The sequence below is a fragment of the Paenibacillus phyllosphaerae genome, from assembly GCF_014192105.1.
Lineage (GTDB): Bacteria > Bacillota > Bacilli > Paenibacillales > Paenibacillaceae > Paenibacillus_Z > Paenibacillus_Z phyllosphaerae.
The window spans coordinates 489,058-509,859 of sequence record NZ_JACHXK010000001.1; the positions used below are offsets into that span (position 1 = coordinate 489,058).

A 20,802-nucleotide genomic window follows, 5' to 3' on the forward strand; every position below is an offset into this window, starting at 1 on the left:
GGTCCCGTCAAGAGACCGATTCCATTTATTCTGTAGCAGGCGTCCGGTTCCCGTGCGCATCGAACATGCTGCGCCGGATTCTGCGCTTCTCTCTTCTTTTGTCCGCGACATACCGAATGCTGTATTTGATCGGAAAGTAGAAGATGAACCCGAGTACGATTCCGTCAATGATACCGCCAACGATGAGCTTTAAGTTGACCAAGAGGATATGATTCAGCCAATCCGGTGCGAATGACAGATGGATCTTCATATGGTCCGGCAGCACCCATCCGCCAACCCGGCTATTGATGAAGGCCACCGGGATAAAGATGATTTTGCCCACCACGAATCCGATCAAAGCGCCGGCCAAGCTGCCATTCAGCCAATAGATTAACGGGAAGATCAGGAAGAACGCAAGCCCGTATGTCGGCAGCGTAAACATCTCGATCGCCATGCCGATAGAGAAGCCCAGCGCGACGAAGGAGGGTCCACCCGGCGCGCGCATCAGTTCCGTATACTTCAGTTTGATCCACCGTTTCAAGGAGCGCGGCTTCTTCTGCTTGTTCATGAGGTGCGCCCCTTCCCTAAACGGTCGATTTCGTTCGAAGTGTGGGAAGCAGCTTGTTCATATTGACCGTTCTCTTGATTTCCCACGTCTCAGGGTTCGCCTCATCGAACAGCTCGAGATAGCTGATCACTTCTTTGGTGATCGGCGTCGGCGTAGAAGCTCCGGAGGTGACAGCAACGCGCTGTTTGCCCTTCAGCCACTCAATATCGATCTCCGATACGTCGGACACCCGGTATGCCGGTACGCCCGCGATCTCCTCCGACACTTGCGCCAGACGATTGGAGTTGTTGCTCCGCGGGTCGCCGACCACGATGACCAATTCGGCCTGGCCGGCTTGGCCGGCTACTGCCTCTTGGCGGACCTGGGTTGCCATACAAATTTCATTGTGAATCTCGGCGTGCGGGAACTTCTCCTGCAGCCGTTGCATCAGATGGCGGATATCCCACTGGGACATCGTCGTCTGGTTCGTTATAATAATCCGCTGCGAGTCCAGGGAAAGCCGTGCGACCTCGTCCTCGCGCTCAATGAGATGCACACGATCCGGCGCGACGCCGATTGCGCCTTCCGGCTCCGGATGCCCCTTCTTGCCGATATAGATGATATCATAGCCTTCAGCGACTTTCTCCCGGATCAGATCATGCGTCTTCGTCACATCCGGACAAGTAGCATCGACTACGGTAAGCCCCTTCTCCTTGGCGCGGCGGCGCACCTCGGGAGAGACACCGTGAGCCGTGAAGATAACCGTACCTTGATCAATCTGTTCCAGAATCTCCATCCGATTCTCGCCATCGAGCGTAATGACGCCTTCTTGCTTGAACGCTTCCGTGACATGGGAATTATGAACGATCATACCTAAGATATAAATAGGTCTAGGGAAATCCGTATTCTTCACCGTCTGGAGTGTAAGCACCATGGCATCAACGACGCCATAGCAGTACCCGCGCGGCGATATTTTGACAATCTCCATCTATAAGCACCTGCTTTCTTTCAAGCCAACCTCAAACTTCTTCTATTATACCTGAATCGGCTTGTCGAGAAAAGCAACTGGCAGCCAAACTGTAAATGTGGTACCTTCTCCCTCGCGCGTCGATACTTCCACGGACCCATTATGCTCGTCGATAATCCATTTGGCGATCGACAGACCAAGCCCGGTGCCGCTCGTCTTGCCGCGGGATTCGTCAGCACGGTAGAAGCGGTCGAAGATGTGCGGAATTTCGCTGCTGTTCATGCCGATCCCGGTATCTTTGATGACGACGCCCGCCTGGCCATCTGCCTTCACCGCATAGAAATCGACGTAGCCGGATGATGTATACTTGAAGGCATTCTCCACGAATATGAAAAAGAGCTGGCGGATATAGTCCGCATTCGCGAGCACTTCCACGCCATCGAGCGCGGACAAATCGCCAATGCGCCATTCGGCTGACCTTGGCAGCATCTGCGCACGCCGGGCAACATCCTCCACGAGCGGCTGCAGCGGCTGCACTTCCTTCTCCATCACTTGGCCGGCATCGGCGCGGGCAAGCGACAACAGATCGTTCACCAGGCGTGACATTCGTTTGGACTCGCCCGCAATATCGAGCATCGCTTCGCGCGTCAGCTCGGCGTGCGAAGCGGAGATCGTCGTGAGCGCCGTGCTTTCTTTGGAGCCTGCGGATTCAAGGGCAGGCAACCACATTTTCTCAAGCAGCTCAATATTGCCTCGGATCGTCGTCAGCGGCGTCCGCAATTCATGCGAGGCATCGGATACGAATCTGCGCTGAGCGTTATACGCTTCATCGAGCTCATTGTACGTCGTCTCGATCCGCTCCAGCATGCCGTTGAGCGTATCGGTCAGCCTGCCCAGCTCGTCGTTCGGCTTGCCACGCTCGATCCGGACGCTCAAGTTCGAGCCGTCCTGAACGCGGTTGGCCGCTTGAATGATTCCCTTAAGCGGACGAAGCGCTTGCCTTGCAATGAACAGCCCCGTCGTAAAGGTAAGGAGCACGACCGCGACCGAAGAGAAGATGAGGATCGTCCGCAGGTCGTACAAATATTGATCCTCGCGGCCCGTATATGCTGCGCTTTGAATCAGCGCGACCACTTCGCCGTTTAGCTCCACCGGTACTTGATAAGCAAGGAAATTATATTTGTCCACGCGCATCGTGACGAACCCTTCCGTTAAGTTCGCGGATTTCTCCGGATAAGGAAGCTGCATATTCATATCAATCAAGTTGTTGGATTGGGCAAACCTACCGTTGGCGTAATCCACAACCTGCATATAGACGTTCCGCTCGATGCGCCCTGCGCCGAGTGCAAACTGCAAATTAGACGGGTCGCCGCCCGGCGCATACACCTTGACCTGCTTGTAACCGGCCTGCAGCTGCTCCTTCATATCGCGGTATGTGTTGTAGTTGACGAATGTATAAATGCTGACCCCGAGGATGAGCAGCGTCACCGCAAGGAGCGTCGAATACCAAAGGGTAAGCTTCAGCCGGATCGACATTGTTGTCAGTTCTCCCCTCGCAGCACATAACCCGTGCCGCGCACCGTTTGTATAACCCGCTTCGTTCCGCCTTCCTCCGTTTTTTGGCGGAGCATGGCGATATATACTTCAAGCACGTTCGATTCCCCGCTGTAATCGTAACCCCAGATTTTGTCCATGATGGAATCCCGGGTCAGCACGCGGCGCGGATTCTGCATGAACAGGTGGAGCAGATCGAATTCCTTCGCCGTTAGTTCAATGCGCTTGCCGCCGCGGATCGCTTCACGCGAATCCAAGTCCAAGGTCAGATCCTCGTACACGATCCGGTTCGATTCCTCCTCCATCTTGTCCGCTTTGCGACGAAGCAGGGCACGCACGCGCGCCAGCAGTTCCTCCAGCGCGAAGGGCTTGACCAAATAATCGTCAGCGCCAAGATCAAGACCCTTGACCCGGTCCTGAATGTCATCCTTCGCCGTCAGCATCAGTACCGGAACCGCGCTGCCGCCTTCGCGCACGCGGCGGACCACCTCCCACCCGTCGACATGCGGCATCATCACATCGCATACGAGCAGATCCGGATCGCTCGCGAGCATCGTCTTCAATCCTTCGAGCCCGTTGTTCGCCGTCGTTACCTCATAGCCCTCGAAAGCCAAGGAACGTCTCAGCATCGAGGTGATTTTGTCATCGTCATCAATTACTAGTACATGCGGTCTCATAGCCGAACCCCCACTTTATCATCGTCATATTTCTCTTATTATAGCGTAATCCAGCCGTTTGCGAATAAGCGCAAAACGAATATAGACAGGCGAAGGCGCAGGCAGATGCTGCCTGCGCCTCTTACGACCTAGCCGTTATTGCTGCGTTTGTTGCGTCGCTTGCGTAAAGTCGTTCTTATTGCCGACCTCCACCGTGACATCCATCTTCTGGCCGTTGCGGATGACGTTCAATACGACCTTGTCGCCGACGGCTTTCTTCTGGATCTCCGCAATCAGTTCTTCCTTCGTCTTGTAAGCCGTGCCGCCAATGCCCGTGATAACGTCATATTGGCGCAGGTCTGCCAGATAAGCCGGCGACTTGTACAGAATATTCGCTACGACGGAACCTTCTTTGCTCTCAAGACCAAGTTCTTGCTGGATCGAATCGCTGATATCGCTCAGCGTCGCGCCGATAAACGGCGATGGCTTCTTCGGAATTTCTTGGTTCGCTTTCAGCGCTTCGATGTTCTCCATGATCGTGCTCGTCGGAATAGCGAAGCCGATGCCTTGAGCTTCCGAGCTTACGGCCGTGTTAATGCCGACCACCTCGCCTTGCAGGTTCAGCAGCGGACCGCCGGAGTTGCCCGGGTTGATCGAAGCGTCCGTCTGGAGCAAGTGCTCATAGTTGCGATCGCCTTCCGTATCGGAGATGCTGATCGGACGTTCTTTGGCACTCAGCACGCCAACCGTTACCGTGTGATCGAAGCCGTACGGGTTACCGATCGCGACAACCCAGTCGCCGATGTTAATGCTGTCGGAACTGCCGATCTTCAGGGTCGGGAAGCCCGTGCCTTCGACTTTCAATACCGCAAGGTCCAGATCGTAGCTTGCGCCGAGCTTCGTCGCGACAAGCGGCTCGTCATAGCCTTGCACCGTTACTTTAATCTGTTCGGCGTCGCCCACGACGTGCTGGTTCGTCAAGATATAGCCGTCGGATTCAAAGAAGAAACCGGTACCCATACCGCTTAACGTCAGCTCGCCCGAATTGCTGCCGGAATCCGTCTGGCCTTGGCTGCCGCCTTGATCGCCGAACTGGTCGCCGAAGAATTGGCGGAAGAATGAATCGTTCATCATGCTGCTCGAGCTTTGTTGGCGCTCGTACGTTTCGATTTTTACGACAGCCGGGCTTGCGCTCTCGAAAATTTGCGCGATGTTGTTGGGTCTGACGACGTCAGCCGCATTCGTTACGCCCGCATTAGAAGTGCTTGTGCTCGCCGCCGTCGACACCGACGTGGTCGCCGCGCTCGAGCTGAGCGCTTGATTGCCGCTGAACAGGTTCGATTGGTCCGCATATACCATCAGGCCGCCTACGGCTACGACGCCGACCATGAAGGAAGCGAACATCGCCTTGAAGGAAGTTCTGCGCTTCTCTTTCACCTGCCAGCCGCTGCGCCCTTGCGCCTGCTGCGTCGGCGCGAACGGGCGAATCTGGGTTGGCGGGGTCATCTCGACTTGGGATTCGGGAATAGGCTGCGACTGATGCTGATTCGCCTGCGTGTTCGACGGTTGCGCCACGGGCTCTTTCGCGTCATCCGCAGTAGACTTGTATGGTCCGTAGGAGTAGTAATAGGACGGCTTCTCTTCCTGCTCTACCTTGCTCTCGCTCGGCTCGTCGCCGCCTTCTTGATTATCGTTGTTATGATTAAAGAAATCATCGTAAGGACTTTTTTTGTTGTCTTCCATGTTGATTCTCCTCCTCATGAATATCGGTTGTATTATTATGATGTCTCCGGTTTTGCGCTTGCTCTTTATGTTTCTATCATGCACAATCTACCTTAAATCAAACTTAAAATTTGTATAAACGAAAATAAAAAAACCGACGCAGCTATTGCAGCTTTATCGGCATTTCGATGATTGTATGGCGATCTATCATCCGCGTTTCGAAACTAGTGAATGATGCGCTGCTCCACTTGGCTGAGCACTTGCTTGGCTTTGTCTACCCACTTCGGCTCAATCTTCGCGTCCGGATCCGTCGGCGTCTGGAACTGATTGAACAACGCGCCGAACACCGGAGACGATTGGCCATGATCAATGCCTTCCTCGTACAGATGCTTCAGCACGAATGGCTGTCCAATGCGGATCTTAGCGTCGTTCTCGTCCGCTTCACCGTCGACTGAACCGGAGACCACCTCGAACGGGATGCGGAGCCACACTTTGTTGGCCTCGTCTAGCGCACGGTCGAACATGCCATGCTCATACGTCCAGTCCCCGCCAATCGAGAACTGCTCCTCCTCCAGTTCTTGCTTCAACACATTAAATTCCTTCTCGGACGATTCCAATTTGGACGTAAGCGGGATCATCGGCAGCTTCCTTCCTGCATTGTGCTTTTTGCTATAGAATGCCCCGAATATTCCGCCTTATCCTTAACCTGTCTTAACCCAGCCTTTGCGGTGCGCGTAGACGGCAAGCTGCGTCCGGTCCTCCAGCTCGCACTTCATCAGCAGATTGCTCACGTGCGTCTTCACCGTCTTGATGCTGATATGAAGCTCTTCGGCGATCTCCTTGTTCGAGCGTCCCTCCGCGATCAAGAGCAGCACTTCCTTCTCGCGCTCGGTCAAGCCTTCATCGGCTCCTTGCGCCGTTCGCTGACGAAGGCCCCGGGTCAATGCCTGCGACACATCGGCGGTCATAACCGGCATTCCTTTGGCCGCGCCGTTCAAAGCATAAATCAGTTCCTCCGCCGAAACGGTCTTGAGCACATAACTGACAGCGCCGGCTTCAACGGCCGCCACAACCTTCTCGTCCTCCAAGAAACTGGTCAGCATCACGATCTTCAGATCCGGGAACTCCGCCATAATCGCGCGCGTCGCTTCAACGCCGTCCATCTTCGGCATCATCAAATCCATCAACACCAGATGAGGCGGGCCGCCGGGAATAGTCCCTTGCTGCAGCATGCGAAGCGCTTCCTCGCCATCGCCCGCTTCGGCCACAACGTCGAATTTGGGCTCCAGCATCAAATAAGTGCGCAGTCCCGCGCGTACCATATCGTGATCATCGACGATCATGATTCTCCATTGCTCATTTGCGCTCATCGTTTTCTTCGACCCCTTTTTGATTATAGTTCGGAAGCGTAACCCGCACTCTTGTGCCGCTTCCCGGCTTGCTGATGACCGAAGCATCCCCGCCTAGCTTGCTTGCGCGCTCGCGCATCGTCGACAGTCCATAAGATCCCCGTTTGACCTGATCGGCCCGGAAGCCCGCTCCGTCATCTTGCAGCGTCATCACGATCTGATGCTCCGTCTCGGTCAATGTCAGCAGCGCCGTCTGTGCGCCTGCATGTTTCACGACGTTAGCCATGGCTTCCTGAATAATAAGGAACAACTGATGCTCCTTCGCTTCGGAGAGCTTGCCCTTCACCCGCCATTCCAGCACGCCCTGCAGATTATTCTGCCGGCAATAATCGGGGAACCACTTATCGAGCGCCTCACGCAATGACCGCCCCTCCAGCTCCAGAGGCCGCAGCTGCGCGATGAATCCTCTCATCTGCTTCTGAGCCGTCGATGACATCGTGATCAGCTGCGTCATGAGCGATTCCGCCCGATTCCGGTCCAACTCCAGCAGCTTCGGCAGCGAGGAAGCCGACATATGGATGGCGAATAGCTGCTGGCTGACGGTGTCATGCAGATCCCTCGCCAGGCGTTTGCGCTCCTCCTGAACCGCTTCTTCATTCAAGGCCGCCTCGCGCATGACCTGTTCTTCCCCATGTTTCTGAATGAGCTTCACCCGTTCCTCGAGCGCGCTCTGCAGCTCATTGAACTCGCGGATAGCAGGCGCAAAGGAACGCGCTCCTTCCTCCGGCAGCCGGATGGCGTAATTGCCATTGGCAGCCTGCTTTAGCCCCAGATGGATCATATCGAGCCGCAGCTGAATGCGCTGGGCCGACCAATAACCGAATGCGCAGCTGACAAGCAAAAAAACGGCGACGACACCGATCCACAGATCGTGCTTGCCGATCTGCGAATCGATGTAATGTCCTCCGAGTTCCCACACGAGCACCGATAGAATGGACGATGCGATAAAGTATAAGATCATTTCGAGTTTGCTGCTTCGAAGTAGTCTCACCATCATAGGAAGTTTCTCACCCTACCTTCGTCACGCGCACATCGCCGATGAACGTGCTGACCACAAGCTTTATTTTCTTCTCCGTCTCCGGAAAATAAGGCGTTTCGATATCCATGTTCTTGAACAGACCGCCATCCTTCTGATCGAGCACCGCGACATCTCCGATGAAGGCGCTGGATACGACGTGTATTCCCGTCTCCAGATCGTTGGGCAGGAACACTTTCACGTCCCCTATAAAGGAAGAGATATGAATCCGCGTCTCGCCGAACGGAATTTGCGCCTTGGTCAGATCCAGCACCGTATCGCCAATGAAATGCGAGATGTTCATCGGTTTCAGCTCGAAATAATCGTGCCCCACATAGATATCGCCGATAAATCCGGACCGGTTCTGTACGTTCGGATCGCTGTTCCACCACTCCACCCGCTCTTTGCCTTTGCCATGATGGTGGTGGCGGTGCATCCGTTCAGCGTGCTGCCTCATCTTCTCGTGAACCCGCTCCGCCTTGCGCTGGTTCTTCTCGATCTTCTCGCGAATGCGCGCTTCGATCGATTCATGCCCATGCGACTGCCAAGAGGAAGCTTTAGCGTTATCCGCGTGAGTAGCGTCTCCATAGAGCGGCGGTTTCGACAGATTAATGCCGCCTGGTCCTGATTGCGCCATCTCTTCGCTTGGCGTCTCCTGTTTCGTCGGATCCGGATGAAGCGGCGGCGCTGGCGGCACGTTGTCATTGGCGCGATACGGATATGCCTGCCACTCATCGCTCGGCGACGGGTTCTTCGGCGCCTCTTTTGGCTTGGGCTTCATAATCATCCGCAGACCGAACAGAATAATAACAATCGGCAATGCGAACTGTCCGATATCAGACACCGACCATTCGAACAGGTCGAGGTTCCGTCCTAGGAAGACGAAGCCGACCAGCAGCAGAATCGCCGCTCCGAACATCGATCCATGACCGGTTGCCATTCGACGGATCATGCTCTGCACACCTAGAAACAACAGAATGACCGGCCAAAAAAGGGAAACGATATCACCGATATCGAATTCGATGAGGCCGCTCTGCCGAAGCATGAGCACAGTCCCGATTCCGATAATAAATATGCCCCACATGAGTCGATTTGCAAAATGTTCGTTCATTCGTTTCACCAGCTCCCAATTGCTCCTGCAAGGTTTGTACTCCCAGTATACCCCATGCCGCAAGCGGGCATAAAGGGTCTCCCGATTGAAAACGTCTACGTCTGCAGACCGAGCCGGTTTGAACGTAATTACCAAAATCATGAAAACGATGTCATTTCTCATGACTCCAATGCGTTGACATATTTAACACAAGATTTATATAATGATCAACGGACTGGTACAAGACATATAACCTGACATGTAATCTTTACTTCAAAGAATGGGGCTGAAATCATGGATGTAGCAACACTGTCCCGAGGGATGGACACCATCTGGGTCGTCCTGACGGCTGCAATGATTCTGCTGATGGAAGGCGGCTTCGCGCTTCTGGAGGCTGGGTTCGTCAGACAGAAGAATGCAGTCAGCATTATTATGAAAGTTTTTGTCGACATCACTTTCGGCGCGCTTATCTTCTACTTCTTCGGCTTCGCGATCATGTATGGCAAGGATGCCGGCGGCCTCATCGGGACAAGCGGCTTCCTCATGGGCGGCGATCTGTCCCATATTAACCTGAACATCTCGCACGACACCTACTGGCTGTTCCAGTGCGCGTTCGTCATTGCCGTTATATCGATCGTCTCCGGCGCGGTAGCGGAACGCATTCATTTCCGCGCATACATCTTATATACCATCTTGATGACGGGATTGATTTACCCGTTGGCCGGCCATTGGGTATGGGGCGTAGGCGGATGGCTCGGCAAGCTGGGCATGATCGACTTCGCCGGATCTGCCGTCATCCACTCCCTTGGCGGATTCTCCGCCCTTGCGGCAGCCATCTTCATCGGGCCTCGGATTGGCAAATTCACGCCGGACGGCAAGATCAACATCGTACCGCCCTCCAACTTGCCGCTCGCTTCCGTAGGCGCGTTCATTCTCTGGTTCGGCTGGTTCGGGTTCAACTCCGGCAGTACGCTCAGCGCAACCAACGGCTCCATCGGCCATATTGCGGTTACGACCATGCTCGCCGCAGCGGCAGGCGGCGCCACCTGTATTCTATTCACGATGTTCCGATATAAGAAGGCGGATCCGCCTATGGTTATTAACGGATCGCTGGCCGGCCTTGTCGGCATTACCGCCGGCTGCGCATTCGTCTCCGACGGCGCGGCGATTCTTATCGGCGTGATCTGCGGCATCGCGATGGTGCTGGCTACGGAATTCCTCGAGAGCAAACAAGTGGACGACCCGGTCGGCGCTTTCGCCGTTCACGGAATCAGCGGCAGCATCGGCACGCTTGCCGTCGGCCTGTTCGCCCAGCCGGAGCTAACGAAGGGCGTCGGCCAAGAATACTACGGCCTGTTCTACGGCGGCGGCTGGAATCTGCTCGGCGTCCAGGCGCTGGGTCTTGTAGTGATTGCCACATGGGGGTTCCTGTTGACCTTCGGCGCGTTCTGGCTGATCAAGAAAATCGCTCCGGTCCGCGTCTCCAAAGACGAAGAGCTCATCGGCCTGGACGTGGGGATCCATGGCGTGCCTGCTTATAATCAGGAGCATGACTTTTTGGATGTGGAGCGGATTAAGGCGGGGAAGTAAGCACTTCCCCGGGCCCCATGCTCATATAAAGGGCGTTGCCCTTTCCCTTTGGCCCCCTCATGCGAGGGGGTTCTTTTAATTCCATTACCACCTCCTTTACCACTCCACTACCTCCCTTTTTTACTAACTCCCCTAAGTCCCCTCTCCTTTTTTACTACCTCCCCTAAGTCCCCTCTCCTTTTTACTACCTCCCCTAAGTCCCCTCTCCTTTTTACTACCTCCCCTAAGTCCCCTCCTGAGGAGGGGATTCCAAGGGCCACGGCCCTCTGGACACCCGTAATGGGCGAAACTCGAAACGCGGCCGCCTTCGATCGGTTCTTTCACGGTATGAACGCGGTTGTCCCTTGCGGGACAAAGCTTAGGGCGAGCGTTGAATGTGACTTTGATGCCTCGGTAGAGAGGAGATTCGGGACGGTAGAGGATGGATGAGAGGTATGCGCGCGTGCTCGGCTTACGTCCGCTTGGGCGGACCCGCCTTTACTTTTAAAGACCAAAACAGAGCATAGCAGAGCACAGCAAAGCACAGCACAGCAAAGCACAGCAAAGCACAGCAAAGCACAGCACAGCAAAGCACAGCAAAGCAAAGCACAGCAAAGCAAAGCCCGCCAGTTGCCTGGCGGGCTGTTTTGATTAGAGATTATTATTTAATGAGTTCTTTTAGTTCATTTCATCGGCTAATTCGCCGGATAGCGTAACTAGATCTGTCGGGGAGGATTGTTGGATCGCGCGGGCGCTCTCGATCTCTTGGCGAAGCATGCGAACCTTCTCCATCGGTTTCTTGACGTAATGGATGTATTCAACCGCCAGATGGTGGTCCGGTTTCTTGCCTGCGAGCAGGCGGCGGAATGCCGACATCGACTGATAAGCGCGTTCTTCCATCAGGCGGCGCTTCTCGTAGCGCTCGACCATCTGTTCGATCTCCGCGATCTCTTGCTCTTTTTTGGCAATATAAGCTTCTAGGAATGGAAGAACGTCAGCGGCCTTCCGGCGTTGTATTCGAGTTGGCAATGCATATACGATCGGATCCGTCATGACAATTCCCCTATCCCACTCATGTTATTTAAATTTACATAACTTATTTTACACGATCATTTCTCGTTTGCAAACCCCTAATTCGTGTCTAAATTGCATCATAACATGTATCCCATGTCAGCTCCTATTACTTCAGACCCTTTTCATAGCCAAACAGAAAGAGGGACCTCGCGGTCCCCCTCTGCTGCTTACCTACTCGATTAAGTACGCTGCTCCGATTACTTCTCAGCTTTTTGCTGAGCTGCTTTACCTGCGGAGTTAGCTGTGTTTGCTGCGTTCTCTTCGGAGAACTCAGCGTTATACTGGTTGGACGTATTCACAACGTTCTTGTTCTTTTTAGCCATTCGAATCACCTCCCCGACATAACCTAGTATGGCAGGTCAGGACTGAGGCTATGTACGGAAAAAACTGGTGATCAGCCGTTCGTTTGTTCTTGCAGCATCCGCTTCAACTGCACCTTCGACCGATGGATTCTTGCCTTCACCGTGCCGACCGGAAGCTGCAGCGCGTCAGCGATTTCTTGATCCTTAAAACCGTAATAGAACTTGTATAAGAGCATGGTGCGAGATCGTGGGTCAAGAGCGCCGAGCAAGTCCGAAATCTCCATGAGCAGCTCGGCTTCTCTCGGGTAATGCGGGACGCTGCCATCGAGAGCCCCTTCATTGTCTTCTAACGATCGGGTTGCCGTCCGGGAAGTCTTCCGGTTCATGTTGATGGCAACATTGGCCGTGATGGTCTTCGCCCAAGCGTGCAGCTTATCCTGCTCCCGAAGCATCTCCTGCTTCTGCAGCATACGCAGCCACGCCTCCTGCACCGCATCCTGCGCGTCCGACTTGTTGCTCAGCTTGGCATAAGCGACCCGGATCATCTGATTGTACAATTCGCGAAGCATGGTTTCATAATGCTCGAAAGTCAATCCATCGGCCTCGCCGATTAACGGTTTGTACTCCATAGGTTGATCCGCTCCATCTAAATGTGACAGCGTTTGCACATATTTTACCATTCCGGTTGACAAAAAAAAAGAAAAAAGTACGGATAGGCTCCCGCCCCCCGTACTTCTCCCACTCCTATTCGCCGGCCCTTTTCTATCACGATTCCAGAAGCTCGGCCGGTATCGTTTTGTCTGCTATCACTGCGTTATTCAGCGTTCTCAGCCACGCTTCCGTCAGCTTGCCTTCGCCTTTTTTCAGCACCTGGACGGTCACCTCGCGCTTGCCCCACTGCTTATACACCTGTTTTTTGGTTTCGAAATAGAGATCGATCTTTTTCCCTTTTATTTTCGACCCGGTGTCCGCAACGACGGCGTAGCCATATCCCGGCACATAAAGAAGCGTTCCGATCGGAAATACCTTCGGATCCGCCGCAATCGTCGAGACTAGGTCACGCCGTACTTTTACTCCGGAGTAGGTAATGCCATATTGCGGGTGCCCAGGCCGCTTGCCTGTCGATTCAATTCCCGCCGTGTAGCCCGTCGCCACAACCTTCACCCTGCTGATCGGCACGCCAGGGAGAGCGGAGGCCTCGTGAGCCTGCGCCGGAGTCTTAGCGTTGGCCTTGCCGGAATTGCTCTTAGCCTGTGTTTGTGGTTTACTGCCCGGTTTCGGCTTACTTCGGTCCGGCTCCTCGCCGAATGCCATTTCAGCTTCCGTGAAAAGACCTGCTTGGCTTGTCAGCTCCCACGCCGCACAGCCGCTTGCTGTACCAGCATACACGACCGTCGCCAAAGTAGCAGCGGGGATAATGCGTTTCAAAGACATAAAGCTTGTCAACATCTGGATGTACTCCTCCTTATGACGAAGGATCTCCCAATGCGACAAGCTTTATGCGGGTGATATTTATTTAGATCTGCTTCGTGCGAATCTCTTCTTGCAGCAGCGCGATAATCTCATCGACCGATTTGGCGCCGATGTCTCCCTCGCCGCGTTTGCGGACCGAAGCCGAGCCGGAGCTTGCTTCGTTCTCGCCGACGACGAGCATGTAAGGCGCTTTCTCAAGCTGTGCCTCACGAATCTTGTAGCCCAGCTTCTCGTTGCGCAGATCAGACTCTACGCGAATGCCAGCCGCTTGCAGCTTATCCGCCAGCTCGCGAGCGTAGCCTTCGTATGCGATGGAGACCGGAATGATCTTCGCTTGAACAGGCGAGAGCCACAGCGGAAGCGCGCCTGCGAAGTTCTCGAGCAGGAAGGCAGTCATCCGTTCCATTGTGGAGATGATGCCTCGGTGAATAACGACCGGACGGTGCTTCTTGCCGTCTTCGCCGACATACTCGAGCTGGAAACGCTCAGGCAGCAGAACGTCGATCTGAGCCGTCGAGAGCGTCTCTTCTTTGCCGAGCGCTGTCTTGATCTGAACGTCCAGCTTCGGACCGTAGAACGCCGCTTCGCCTTCCGCTTCATAGAATGGAAGTCCGAGCTCTTCTACGACCTCGCGCAGCATGCGCTGCGTTGTCTCCCACATCTCGTCGTCCGGCCAGTATTTCTCGGTATCTTGCGGATCCCGGTAGGATAGGCGGAAACGATAGTCTTTGATGCCGAAGTCGTCATAGACTTGACGAATCAGGTTAACGACGCGCGCGAATTCATCCTTGATCTGATCCAGGCGGCAGAAGATATGCGCGTCATTCAGCGTCATCGCGCGCACACGGTGCAGGCCAGTCAGCGCCCCGGACATCTCGTAACGGTGCATCGTACCCAGCTCCGCAACGCGGATCGGCAGATCGCGGTACGAGCGCATGTCGCTCTTGTACACCATCATGTGGTGCGGACAGTTCATCGGACGGAGCACGAGTTCTTCGTTATCCAGCTCCATCTTAGGGAACATATCTTCCTGGTAATGTTCCCAGTGGCCGCTTGTTTTGTACAGCTCAACGTTCGCCAGTACCGGCGTGTATACGTGCTGGTAACCGAGACGCTCTTCGAGGTCCACGATATAACGTTCCATTGTCCGGCGAATCGTAGCACCGTATGGCAGCCAGATCGGCAGGCCTTGACCGACTTCACGGGCAAAAGTGAACGTTTTCAGCTCGCGGCCAAGTTTACGATGGTCGCGCTTTTTCGCTTCTTCAAGGAAATGAAGATGCTCATCCAGCTGCGCTTTCTTCGGGAACGCCGTTCCGTAGATACGCTGCAGCATTTTATTTTTGGAGTCTCCACGCCAGTAAGCGCCTGCGACGCTCAACAGTTTGAAGGCTTTGATTTTACCTGTAGATGGCAGATGCGGGCCGCGGCACAGATCGAAGAACTCGCCTTGGTCATAGATCGTCAGTTCCGACTCCACCGGCAGATCGCGGATCAATTCCAGTTTCAGCGGATCGCCAAGTTCTGTGAAGATAGCGACAGCCTCATCACGGCTGACGACGCGACGGCGGATCGGCAGATCCTCCTGCACGATCTTCTCCATCATTTTCTCGATTTTGGTCAAATCGTCCGAGCTGAGCGGCTGCTCCATGTCGATGTCATAGTAGAAGCCATCTTCGATTACCGGTCCGATACCCAACTTAACTGTAGTGTTGCCGTAGATACGCTTGATCGCCTGCGCCATGAGATGCGCTGTGCTATGACGGTATACTTCCAGGCCGTCAGCAGAATCCAGTGTAACAATCTCCACCGTTGCATCTTGCTCGAGCGGCGCGTACAGGTCGACGACCTTCCCGTTCAGTTTACCTGCGACGGCATTCTTGCGAAGCCCGCTGCTGATCGATGCGGCTACGTCTTCAATTGTTGCGCCTTGCTCGTATTCCCGGACAGCTCCGTCCGGCAGTTTTACTTGAATTGCCATGACTTTTCTTGCTCCTTTTCGACTTTGTTCAAGCCACGCGGGAGGCGCACTTCTTTTGAAAACAACAAAAAAAGCACGCATCCCGCAAAGGGACGAGTGCTTGTCAGACCCGTGGTTCCACCCTCATTCGATCTTCGAACTGCGCTTACGGGATGTCCCGCTTCTAACACGCTAGTAAGATCCTTAGGCATTCTGTAACGGGAACGGCCCGGCACGACTTACTACAGATGCATTCATCCGCTTCAATCGCACAGCTACAAAGGGGTATATCCACTCTCGCAACGTAAGGAAATTACAGCCAAGTTTCCTCTCTCTGGAACGTGCGCCTTAAGCAGATACATGTCTCTGTCAATGCTTTTCTTGCAGTTATTATAAACAACCGGTTCGAGGTTGGTCAAGTACGTATCCGTTTAAATCGGACCAGATCCGGTTGATGAACCGTTTCTTCAAAATATTCGCCGCAATGTTCACAGGCGACGCATAACTTTACGCGCTGCTCGAAAATCGTCTCCAGCGTCCGCATGACGGCAAGTTCCGGCTGTCTGGTGTGAATGACAATTTGCTTCGGGGACACGGTAATCAGGGTGCTGACGATCATGTCTTCCATGTTCATCTCGGATTCGAGCATATCGACGACGATCCGGTCGGCAGGCGCCGACTCAAGCAGGTCGAAATTCTCGTCGTAAAGAGCGAATTCGCTGCCGCCTTTGTGCAGGACATGCACAATCGGCATTTTGACCTCTTGCATCCGCACGAAATATTTTAGCACCGATATAAACTCCTGGTATTGCTTATCCATGACATACTCATCGACCGCATAAGCCGCTACCTCTCGCAACTCTTCCCAGTATGGGGCTAAGCGGAAAGTCACGAACCCGTCCAGATGGATCCTGGCATGCTGGTTCAAAAACGCTTCCAGTTCATCCGCGACTTTCAGCTTGCGGCGGAGCCTATCGGCTTCATAATCATCCAGCACACTGTCTTCCCCTGCCTGTTCCGGTCCTATCAACAGATTGCGGCAATACCGCTCCACCGCTTCGGCTTCGTCCGGATGCTCGTAATTAAACTGCTTCCGAATAATCGCCTTGATCAGCAGCGGCTCCAGTTCGGTCAGAATATACTGGGCAAAAGCGAGAGCGGCCTTACGGTACACCAGCTGGCCGTGGGCTTCCAAGCGAAATTGCGGCAGTTCTGCCAAGCAGCGAATTTCTTGGCCGGCTCTCGTTATGTGGAGCTGGAATCGATCGCTATTGCGTGCATTGCTATGTAAATCGGCGAATTCCTCGTGCAAGTAACGCTCGAGCCGTTCCATCGCTTCGTCTGAAGCGGACATTAAAGAAACGGTGAACAGTTCCATACGATCATTCCTCCTTCCTTAATCAGTATATGGCTGACTAAATGCAGATATACGATACAAGGAGTGGGAGTTGAAGGGTGGGACGCCCCCTCTAACTCCCCACATGGAAGAATACCCTTCTAAATCAAATTCGTTTTTGCCTCCCCCACCCCTCCTCGGAGGGGATCCAAGGGCCATGTGGCCCTCTGGACACCCCAAGGGTACATGTGGTTGGCATGATGGGAGTGGCTCCCATTGTACGGCGTGCTGGGAGTTGCTTGCGGTCCACTTTGTGGCCGCAGGCTTACTTTGGCGAGAAGCTTGCTTGAGTGCGAACAACGACGGTTTGGCAAACAAAAAAGCTGTATCCCGGCTTGGCGCCGGAATACAGCTTGGGTTTGCAACTAGTTTTGCATGACGAAATCGACCTCAGCTTGGTCGTTCTCGTGGTACACTTTCAAGATTTCGTACTTCGTGTTGCGCTGAGCCGGGATCTTGCCCGCTTCGCGGATGATGTCCAGCGTCGATTGGATCGTAACCTTGTGCGTCGTGCCCGCGGCAGAGACGACATTCTCCTCGATCATCGTGCTGCCGAAGTCGTTACAGCCGTAGCTGAGCGTCAGCTTGCCGATCTCAGGGCCCATCGTCACCCACGACGATTGGAAGTTATCGATGTTATCGAGCGTGATCCGGCTGATGGCCAGCGTCTTCAAATATTCTTCCGGCGTTGCCTTCTCGCGCTTCATGTTCGTATTATCAGGCTGGAACGTCCATGGGATGAACGCCAGGAAGCCCTTCGAGTTGTAGCCGCCCGCGATACACTCGTCCTGTGCTTCGCGGACGCGCAGCAAGTGGAGCGCACGCTCTTCCATCGACTCGCCGAAGCCGATAACCATCGTCGCCGTCGTGTTCATGCCGATCCGGTGAGCCGTCTTCATCGCGTCCATCCAATCGGTCCACGAGCCCTTCAGACGGCTGATCTTCCGGCGCGTCCGGTCGTCGAGAATCTCCGCGCCGCCGCCCGGCAAGGAATCCAGCCCTGCTTCGTGGATCTGGCGGATAACCTCCTCTAGGGAGAGGCCGTTCGAGACTTCCTTCATCTTATGAATCTCGGCAGGCGAGAAGGAATGCATCGTGATGTTCGGGAAATGCTGTTTGATTTTGCGCAAAATATCCAAATAGTATTGGAATGGCAGGTTCGGGTTCGTCCCGCCTTGCATCAGAATCTCGGTACCGCCGACATTGATCGTCTCCTGGATCTTCTGGAGAATTTGCTCGTCTGACAGGACATAGCCTTCATTCGATCCTGGCGCGCGATAGAATGCGCAGAAACGGCAGTACACGTCGCAGACGTTCGTATAGTTAATGTTCCGGCCAACGACGAAGGTCGTGATCGGTTCCGGATGTTTGCGAATCATAATTTGGTTCGCGACATGACCCATTTTCTCAATCTCATCGGATTCGAATAACGTAATGATATCTTCCTGCATCAGACGTTGGCCGTCTAACGCTTGCTGTAAAATGCGGTCCACTTGGCTCATATTCAATCGGACCCTCCTTCTTCCGTTCGAGCTGATTGCTCCCTTGTACGTTCCTATTCATCGTAACACAAAAAGCCCGCCACAGTCACCTCGCGCAAATTGGCAACTGTGGCGGATTACGCACATATATATAGCAGCTAACTTCCGTTATTTCTTCATTTCGCCCTATTGGACAGCCTTCCGATTGTGCACCGCTTGGGCAAAACGGTCCAGTGCTTCAACGAGGATCGAACGCGGGCAAGCGAGATTGACGCGCAGATGGCCTTCGCCCTGCTTGCCGAATACGGAGCCTTCACTGAACGCGACTCCGGCTTCCTCGAACATCAGCTTCTTCAGCTCTTGCGGGCTGGACGAGATCGCGCTGCAATCCATCCACACCATATACGTGCCTTCCGGAACCATTACCTTGATCTCCGGCATATGCTTCGCTACGAAGTCCGTCAAATAATCGCGGTTGCCCTCGAGATAGACGAGCAGCTGGTCGAGCCACTCATCCCCATGGTTGTACGCGGCGACTACAGCCGTCTGCCCGAAGAAGCTCTCCATGTGGATCGACAGCGCCTTGAGCAGATGGTTGTACTTGCGGCGAAGTTCGCCATTCGGAATGATGACCGAGGCAGCCTGCAGGCCTGCCAGGTTGAACGTTTTGCTTGTCGCAACGCAAGTGAACGAAATCTCGGCGAAAGCTTCGGAGATCGAAGCAAACGGCACATGACGATGGCCTTGGAAGACGAGATCGTGATGAATCTCGTCAGCCACGACAAGCACGTTATATTTGACGCAAATGTCTCCGACTCGTGTAAGCTCTTCCTCCGTCCAGACGCGGCCGCCCGGATTATGCGGGGTGCAGAGCAGCAGCAGCTTGGCTCCGTCCTTCGCCTGCTGTTCGAGCAGTTCGAAATCGATCTTGAATTTGCCGTCTTCGAGAATGAGCGCATTGTCCGCAACTTTGCGTCCATTCATCTTAATGACGTCATAGAACGGATAGTAGACAGGCGACTGCAGAATGACGCTGTCTCCAGGTTCGGTGAACGCCATCACGATCATGCTGAGCGCCGGCACGACACCGGGACTGGATGTAATCCACTCGTGCTTCACGTCCCAGTTATGGCGGCGGCTGAGCCAGCCGGCAATCGCTTCATAATAAGCTTCCGTCCGAATGGTGTAACCGTACACCCCTTCTTGAGCCCGGGCAACGACCGCTTCGACGACTTCCTTCGGCGGCTCGAAGTCCATATCGGCCACCCACAGCGGCAGAATGTCTTTGCGGCCGAACAGCTTCTCGGACTGGTCCCACTTGTACGTGCCTTTGCCTGTCCGGTCGATCAGCTTGTCAAAATCGTAACGTTGATCCGCCATGCCGCTAGACCTCCCCGATCTCGCTCTTGGCGATCGCTAGCGCCTGCCCAAGGTCGGCGATAATATCTTCCGCGTGTTCGATGCCCACCGAGAAGCGAAGCAGCCGGTCGTCGACGCCGATCTGGCGGCGAATCTCTTCCGGAATGTCGGCATGCGTCTGCACCGCAGGATAGGTCATGAGCGATTCGCAGCCGCCGAGGCTCTCGGCAAAAGCAATCAGCTTGATCGAGCGCAGAATCGGCTCTACATAGCGCGCATCCTTCAGGCGGAAGGAGAAAATGCCCGTATTGCCGGAAGACTGACGGTTCTGAACGTCATGGCCCGGGTGATGCGGGAGCGCCGGATAGTACACCTCTTCGACCGCTTCGTGCTCGAGCAGCCACTCCGCTACGCGCGTCGCATTCTCCTGATGGCGCTCCATCCGAAGCGCCAGCGTCTTCATCCCGCGCATGAGCAGCCAGGAATCCTGGGCTCCGAGCACCGCGCCGATCGAGTTGTGCAGGAACGCCATCTGTTCCGACAGCTCCTTGCCTTTGGTCACGATCAGGCCGGCAAGGACATCGTTATGGCCGCCGAGATACTTGGTTGCGCTATGTACGACGATATCGGCGCCAAGCTCGATCGGACGTTGGAAGAACGGCGTAAGGAGCGTATTGTCGACGATCGTAAGAATGCCTTTGGCTTTTGCCCATTGGCTGATGCGCTCGATATCGGTGATCATCATAAGCGGGTTCGTCGGCGTTTCGATCAGAATCGCTTTGGTCTGCGGTGTATACAGCTGTGCGATGCCATCCAGGTCATTCGTATCGACATACGAAGCAGTCACGCCGAAACGGCTCATAATACGCTCGAGCAGGCGATACGTTCCGCCATACAAGTCAAGCGAAACGATCAGATGGTCGCCTTGACCGAACAAGGAGAATACCGTCTGCAGGGCAGCCATGCCTGAGCTACAAGCAAAACCTGCATCGCCGGACTCCAGTTCGGCGGCGGCGTCTTCAAGTACTTTACGAGTCGGGTTCTTCGTACGGGCGTAATCAAATCCTGTGCTCTCGCCAAGCTTCGGGTGACGGAATGCAGTCGCCAGGTAGATCGGATAGCTGACGGATCCGGTGACCGGCTCTTGCACCGATCCGATTTGGGCCAAACGGCTTTCGATTTTCATGACTATTAGCTCCTTTAAGCGGTATCGTAATTGTCTGATTCGCGTGCTGCCAAGTTGGGGAAA

19 protein-coding genes are annotated in these 20,802 nt (G+C 54.5%); 1 reads left to right on the top strand and 18 read right to left on the bottom strand.

The features are described from left to right. Window positions 1–25: 25 nt before the first annotated feature. From FHS18_RS01915 to liaF, 9 genes are all read right to left on the bottom strand, one after another. Window positions 26–547 (bottom strand): DUF2062 domain-containing protein, encoded by a 522-nt coding sequence (locus tag FHS18_RS01915; protein ID WP_183596330.1) that lies wholly within the window; start codon window positions 545–547, stop codon window positions 26–28. A gap of 16 nt (window positions 548–563) precedes the next feature. Further along, on the bottom strand, window positions 564–1,514 hold the full coding sequence (locus FHS18_RS01920) for a 4-hydroxy-3-methylbut-2-enyl diphosphate reductase (protein ID WP_183596332.1): 951 nt from the start codon (window positions 1,512–1,514) through the stop codon (window positions 564–566). A 45-nt stretch (window positions 1,515–1,559) separates the two neighbouring features. After that, a complete protein-coding gene (locus tag FHS18_RS01925) occupies window positions 1,560–3,029 on the bottom strand; it encodes a sensor histidine kinase (RefSeq protein ID WP_183596334.1) in 1,470 nt (489 codons plus the stop codon). 5 nt (window positions 3,030–3,034) lie between these two features. Next, on the bottom strand, window positions 3,035–3,724 hold the full coding sequence (locus FHS18_RS01930; protein WP_183596336.1) for a response regulator transcription factor: 690 nt from the start codon (window positions 3,722–3,724) through the stop codon (window positions 3,035–3,037). 135 nt (window positions 3,725–3,859) lie between these two features. Beyond that, window positions 3,860–5,446 (bottom strand): S1C family serine protease, encoded by a 1,587-nt coding sequence (locus tag FHS18_RS01935; protein ID WP_183596337.1) that lies wholly within the window; start codon window positions 5,444–5,446, stop codon window positions 3,860–3,862. A 203-nt stretch (window positions 5,447–5,649) separates the two neighbouring features. Further along, window positions 5,650–6,063, bottom strand: a complete 414-nt coding sequence (locus FHS18_RS01940; protein ID WP_183596339.1) for a YugN family protein — start codon at window positions 6,061–6,063, stop codon at window positions 5,650–5,652. 63 nt (window positions 6,064–6,126) lie between these two features. Then, complete coding sequence (locus FHS18_RS01945) at window positions 6,127–6,795, bottom strand: response regulator (RefSeq protein WP_183596341.1); 669 nt, start codon at window positions 6,793–6,795, stop codon at window positions 6,127–6,129. Beyond that, the gene (locus FHS18_RS01950) at window positions 6,782–7,831 is read right to left on the bottom strand and encodes a sensor histidine kinase (RefSeq protein ID WP_183596343.1); all 1,050 of its coding nucleotides are present in this window, start codon (window positions 7,829–7,831) and stop codon (window positions 6,782–6,784) included. The genes FHS18_RS01945 and FHS18_RS01950 overlap by 14 nt, the downstream gene beginning before the upstream one ends. A gap of 10 nt (window positions 7,832–7,841) precedes the next feature. Further along, a complete protein-coding gene (gene liaF, locus FHS18_RS01955) occupies window positions 7,842–8,960 on the bottom strand; it encodes a cell wall-active antibiotics response protein LiaF (RefSeq protein WP_246427438.1) in 1,119 nt (372 codons plus the stop codon). Between the two features lie 273 nt (window positions 8,961–9,233). On the opposite strand from liaF, the gene FHS18_RS01960 reads away from it, so the two are divergent. Continuing rightward, the gene (locus FHS18_RS01960) at window positions 9,234–10,529 is read left to right on the top strand and encodes an ammonium transporter (RefSeq protein WP_183596345.1); all 1,296 of its coding nucleotides are present in this window, start codon (window positions 9,234–9,236) and stop codon (window positions 10,527–10,529) included. A 657-nt stretch (window positions 10,530–11,186) separates the two neighbouring features. Here the strand turns inward: FHS18_RS01960 and FHS18_RS01965 are convergent. From FHS18_RS01965 to FHS18_RS02000, 9 genes are all read right to left on the bottom strand, one after another. Next, complete coding sequence (locus FHS18_RS01965; RefSeq protein WP_183596347.1) at window positions 11,187–11,561, bottom strand: hypothetical protein; 375 nt, start codon at window positions 11,559–11,561, stop codon at window positions 11,187–11,189. 218 nt (window positions 11,562–11,779) lie between these two features. Further along, the gene (locus FHS18_RS34835; protein WP_281378623.1) at window positions 11,780–11,905 is read right to left on the bottom strand and encodes a hypothetical protein; all 126 of its coding nucleotides are present in this window, start codon (window positions 11,903–11,905) and stop codon (window positions 11,780–11,782) included. 71 nt (window positions 11,906–11,976) lie between these two features. Next, complete coding sequence (locus FHS18_RS01970) at window positions 11,977–12,513, bottom strand: RNA polymerase sigma factor (protein WP_183596349.1); 537 nt, start codon at window positions 12,511–12,513, stop codon at window positions 11,977–11,979. Between the two features lie 136 nt (window positions 12,514–12,649). Continuing rightward, complete coding sequence (locus FHS18_RS34840; RefSeq protein ID WP_281378624.1) at window positions 12,650–13,333, bottom strand: 3D domain-containing protein; 684 nt, start codon at window positions 13,331–13,333, stop codon at window positions 12,650–12,652. Window positions 13,334–13,400: 67 nt separating this feature from the next. Then, window positions 13,401–15,338, bottom strand: a complete 1,938-nt coding sequence (gene thrS / locus FHS18_RS01980) for a threonine--tRNA ligase (protein ID WP_183596351.1) — start codon at window positions 15,336–15,338, stop codon at window positions 13,401–13,403. 394 nt (window positions 15,339–15,732) lie between these two features. Then, complete coding sequence (locus tag FHS18_RS01985; RefSeq protein ID WP_183596353.1) at window positions 15,733–16,695, bottom strand: putative sporulation protein YtxC; 963 nt, start codon at window positions 16,693–16,695, stop codon at window positions 15,733–15,735. 383 nt (window positions 16,696–17,078) lie between these two features. Next, on the bottom strand, window positions 17,079–18,215 hold the full coding sequence (gene mqnC, locus FHS18_RS01990) for a cyclic dehypoxanthinyl futalosine synthase (protein ID WP_183596355.1): 1,137 nt from the start codon (window positions 18,213–18,215) through the stop codon (window positions 17,079–17,081). Window positions 18,216–18,380: 165 nt separating this feature from the next. Continuing rightward, window positions 18,381–19,574, bottom strand: a complete 1,194-nt coding sequence (locus FHS18_RS01995; RefSeq protein WP_183596357.1) for a MalY/PatB family protein — start codon at window positions 19,572–19,574, stop codon at window positions 18,381–18,383. A gap of 4 nt (window positions 19,575–19,578) precedes the next feature. Further along, the gene (locus tag FHS18_RS02000; RefSeq protein WP_183596359.1) at window positions 19,579–20,739 is read right to left on the bottom strand and encodes an aminotransferase class I/II-fold pyridoxal phosphate-dependent enzyme; all 1,161 of its coding nucleotides are present in this window, start codon (window positions 20,737–20,739) and stop codon (window positions 19,579–19,581) included. Between the last annotated feature and the right edge of the window lie 63 nt (window positions 20,740–20,802).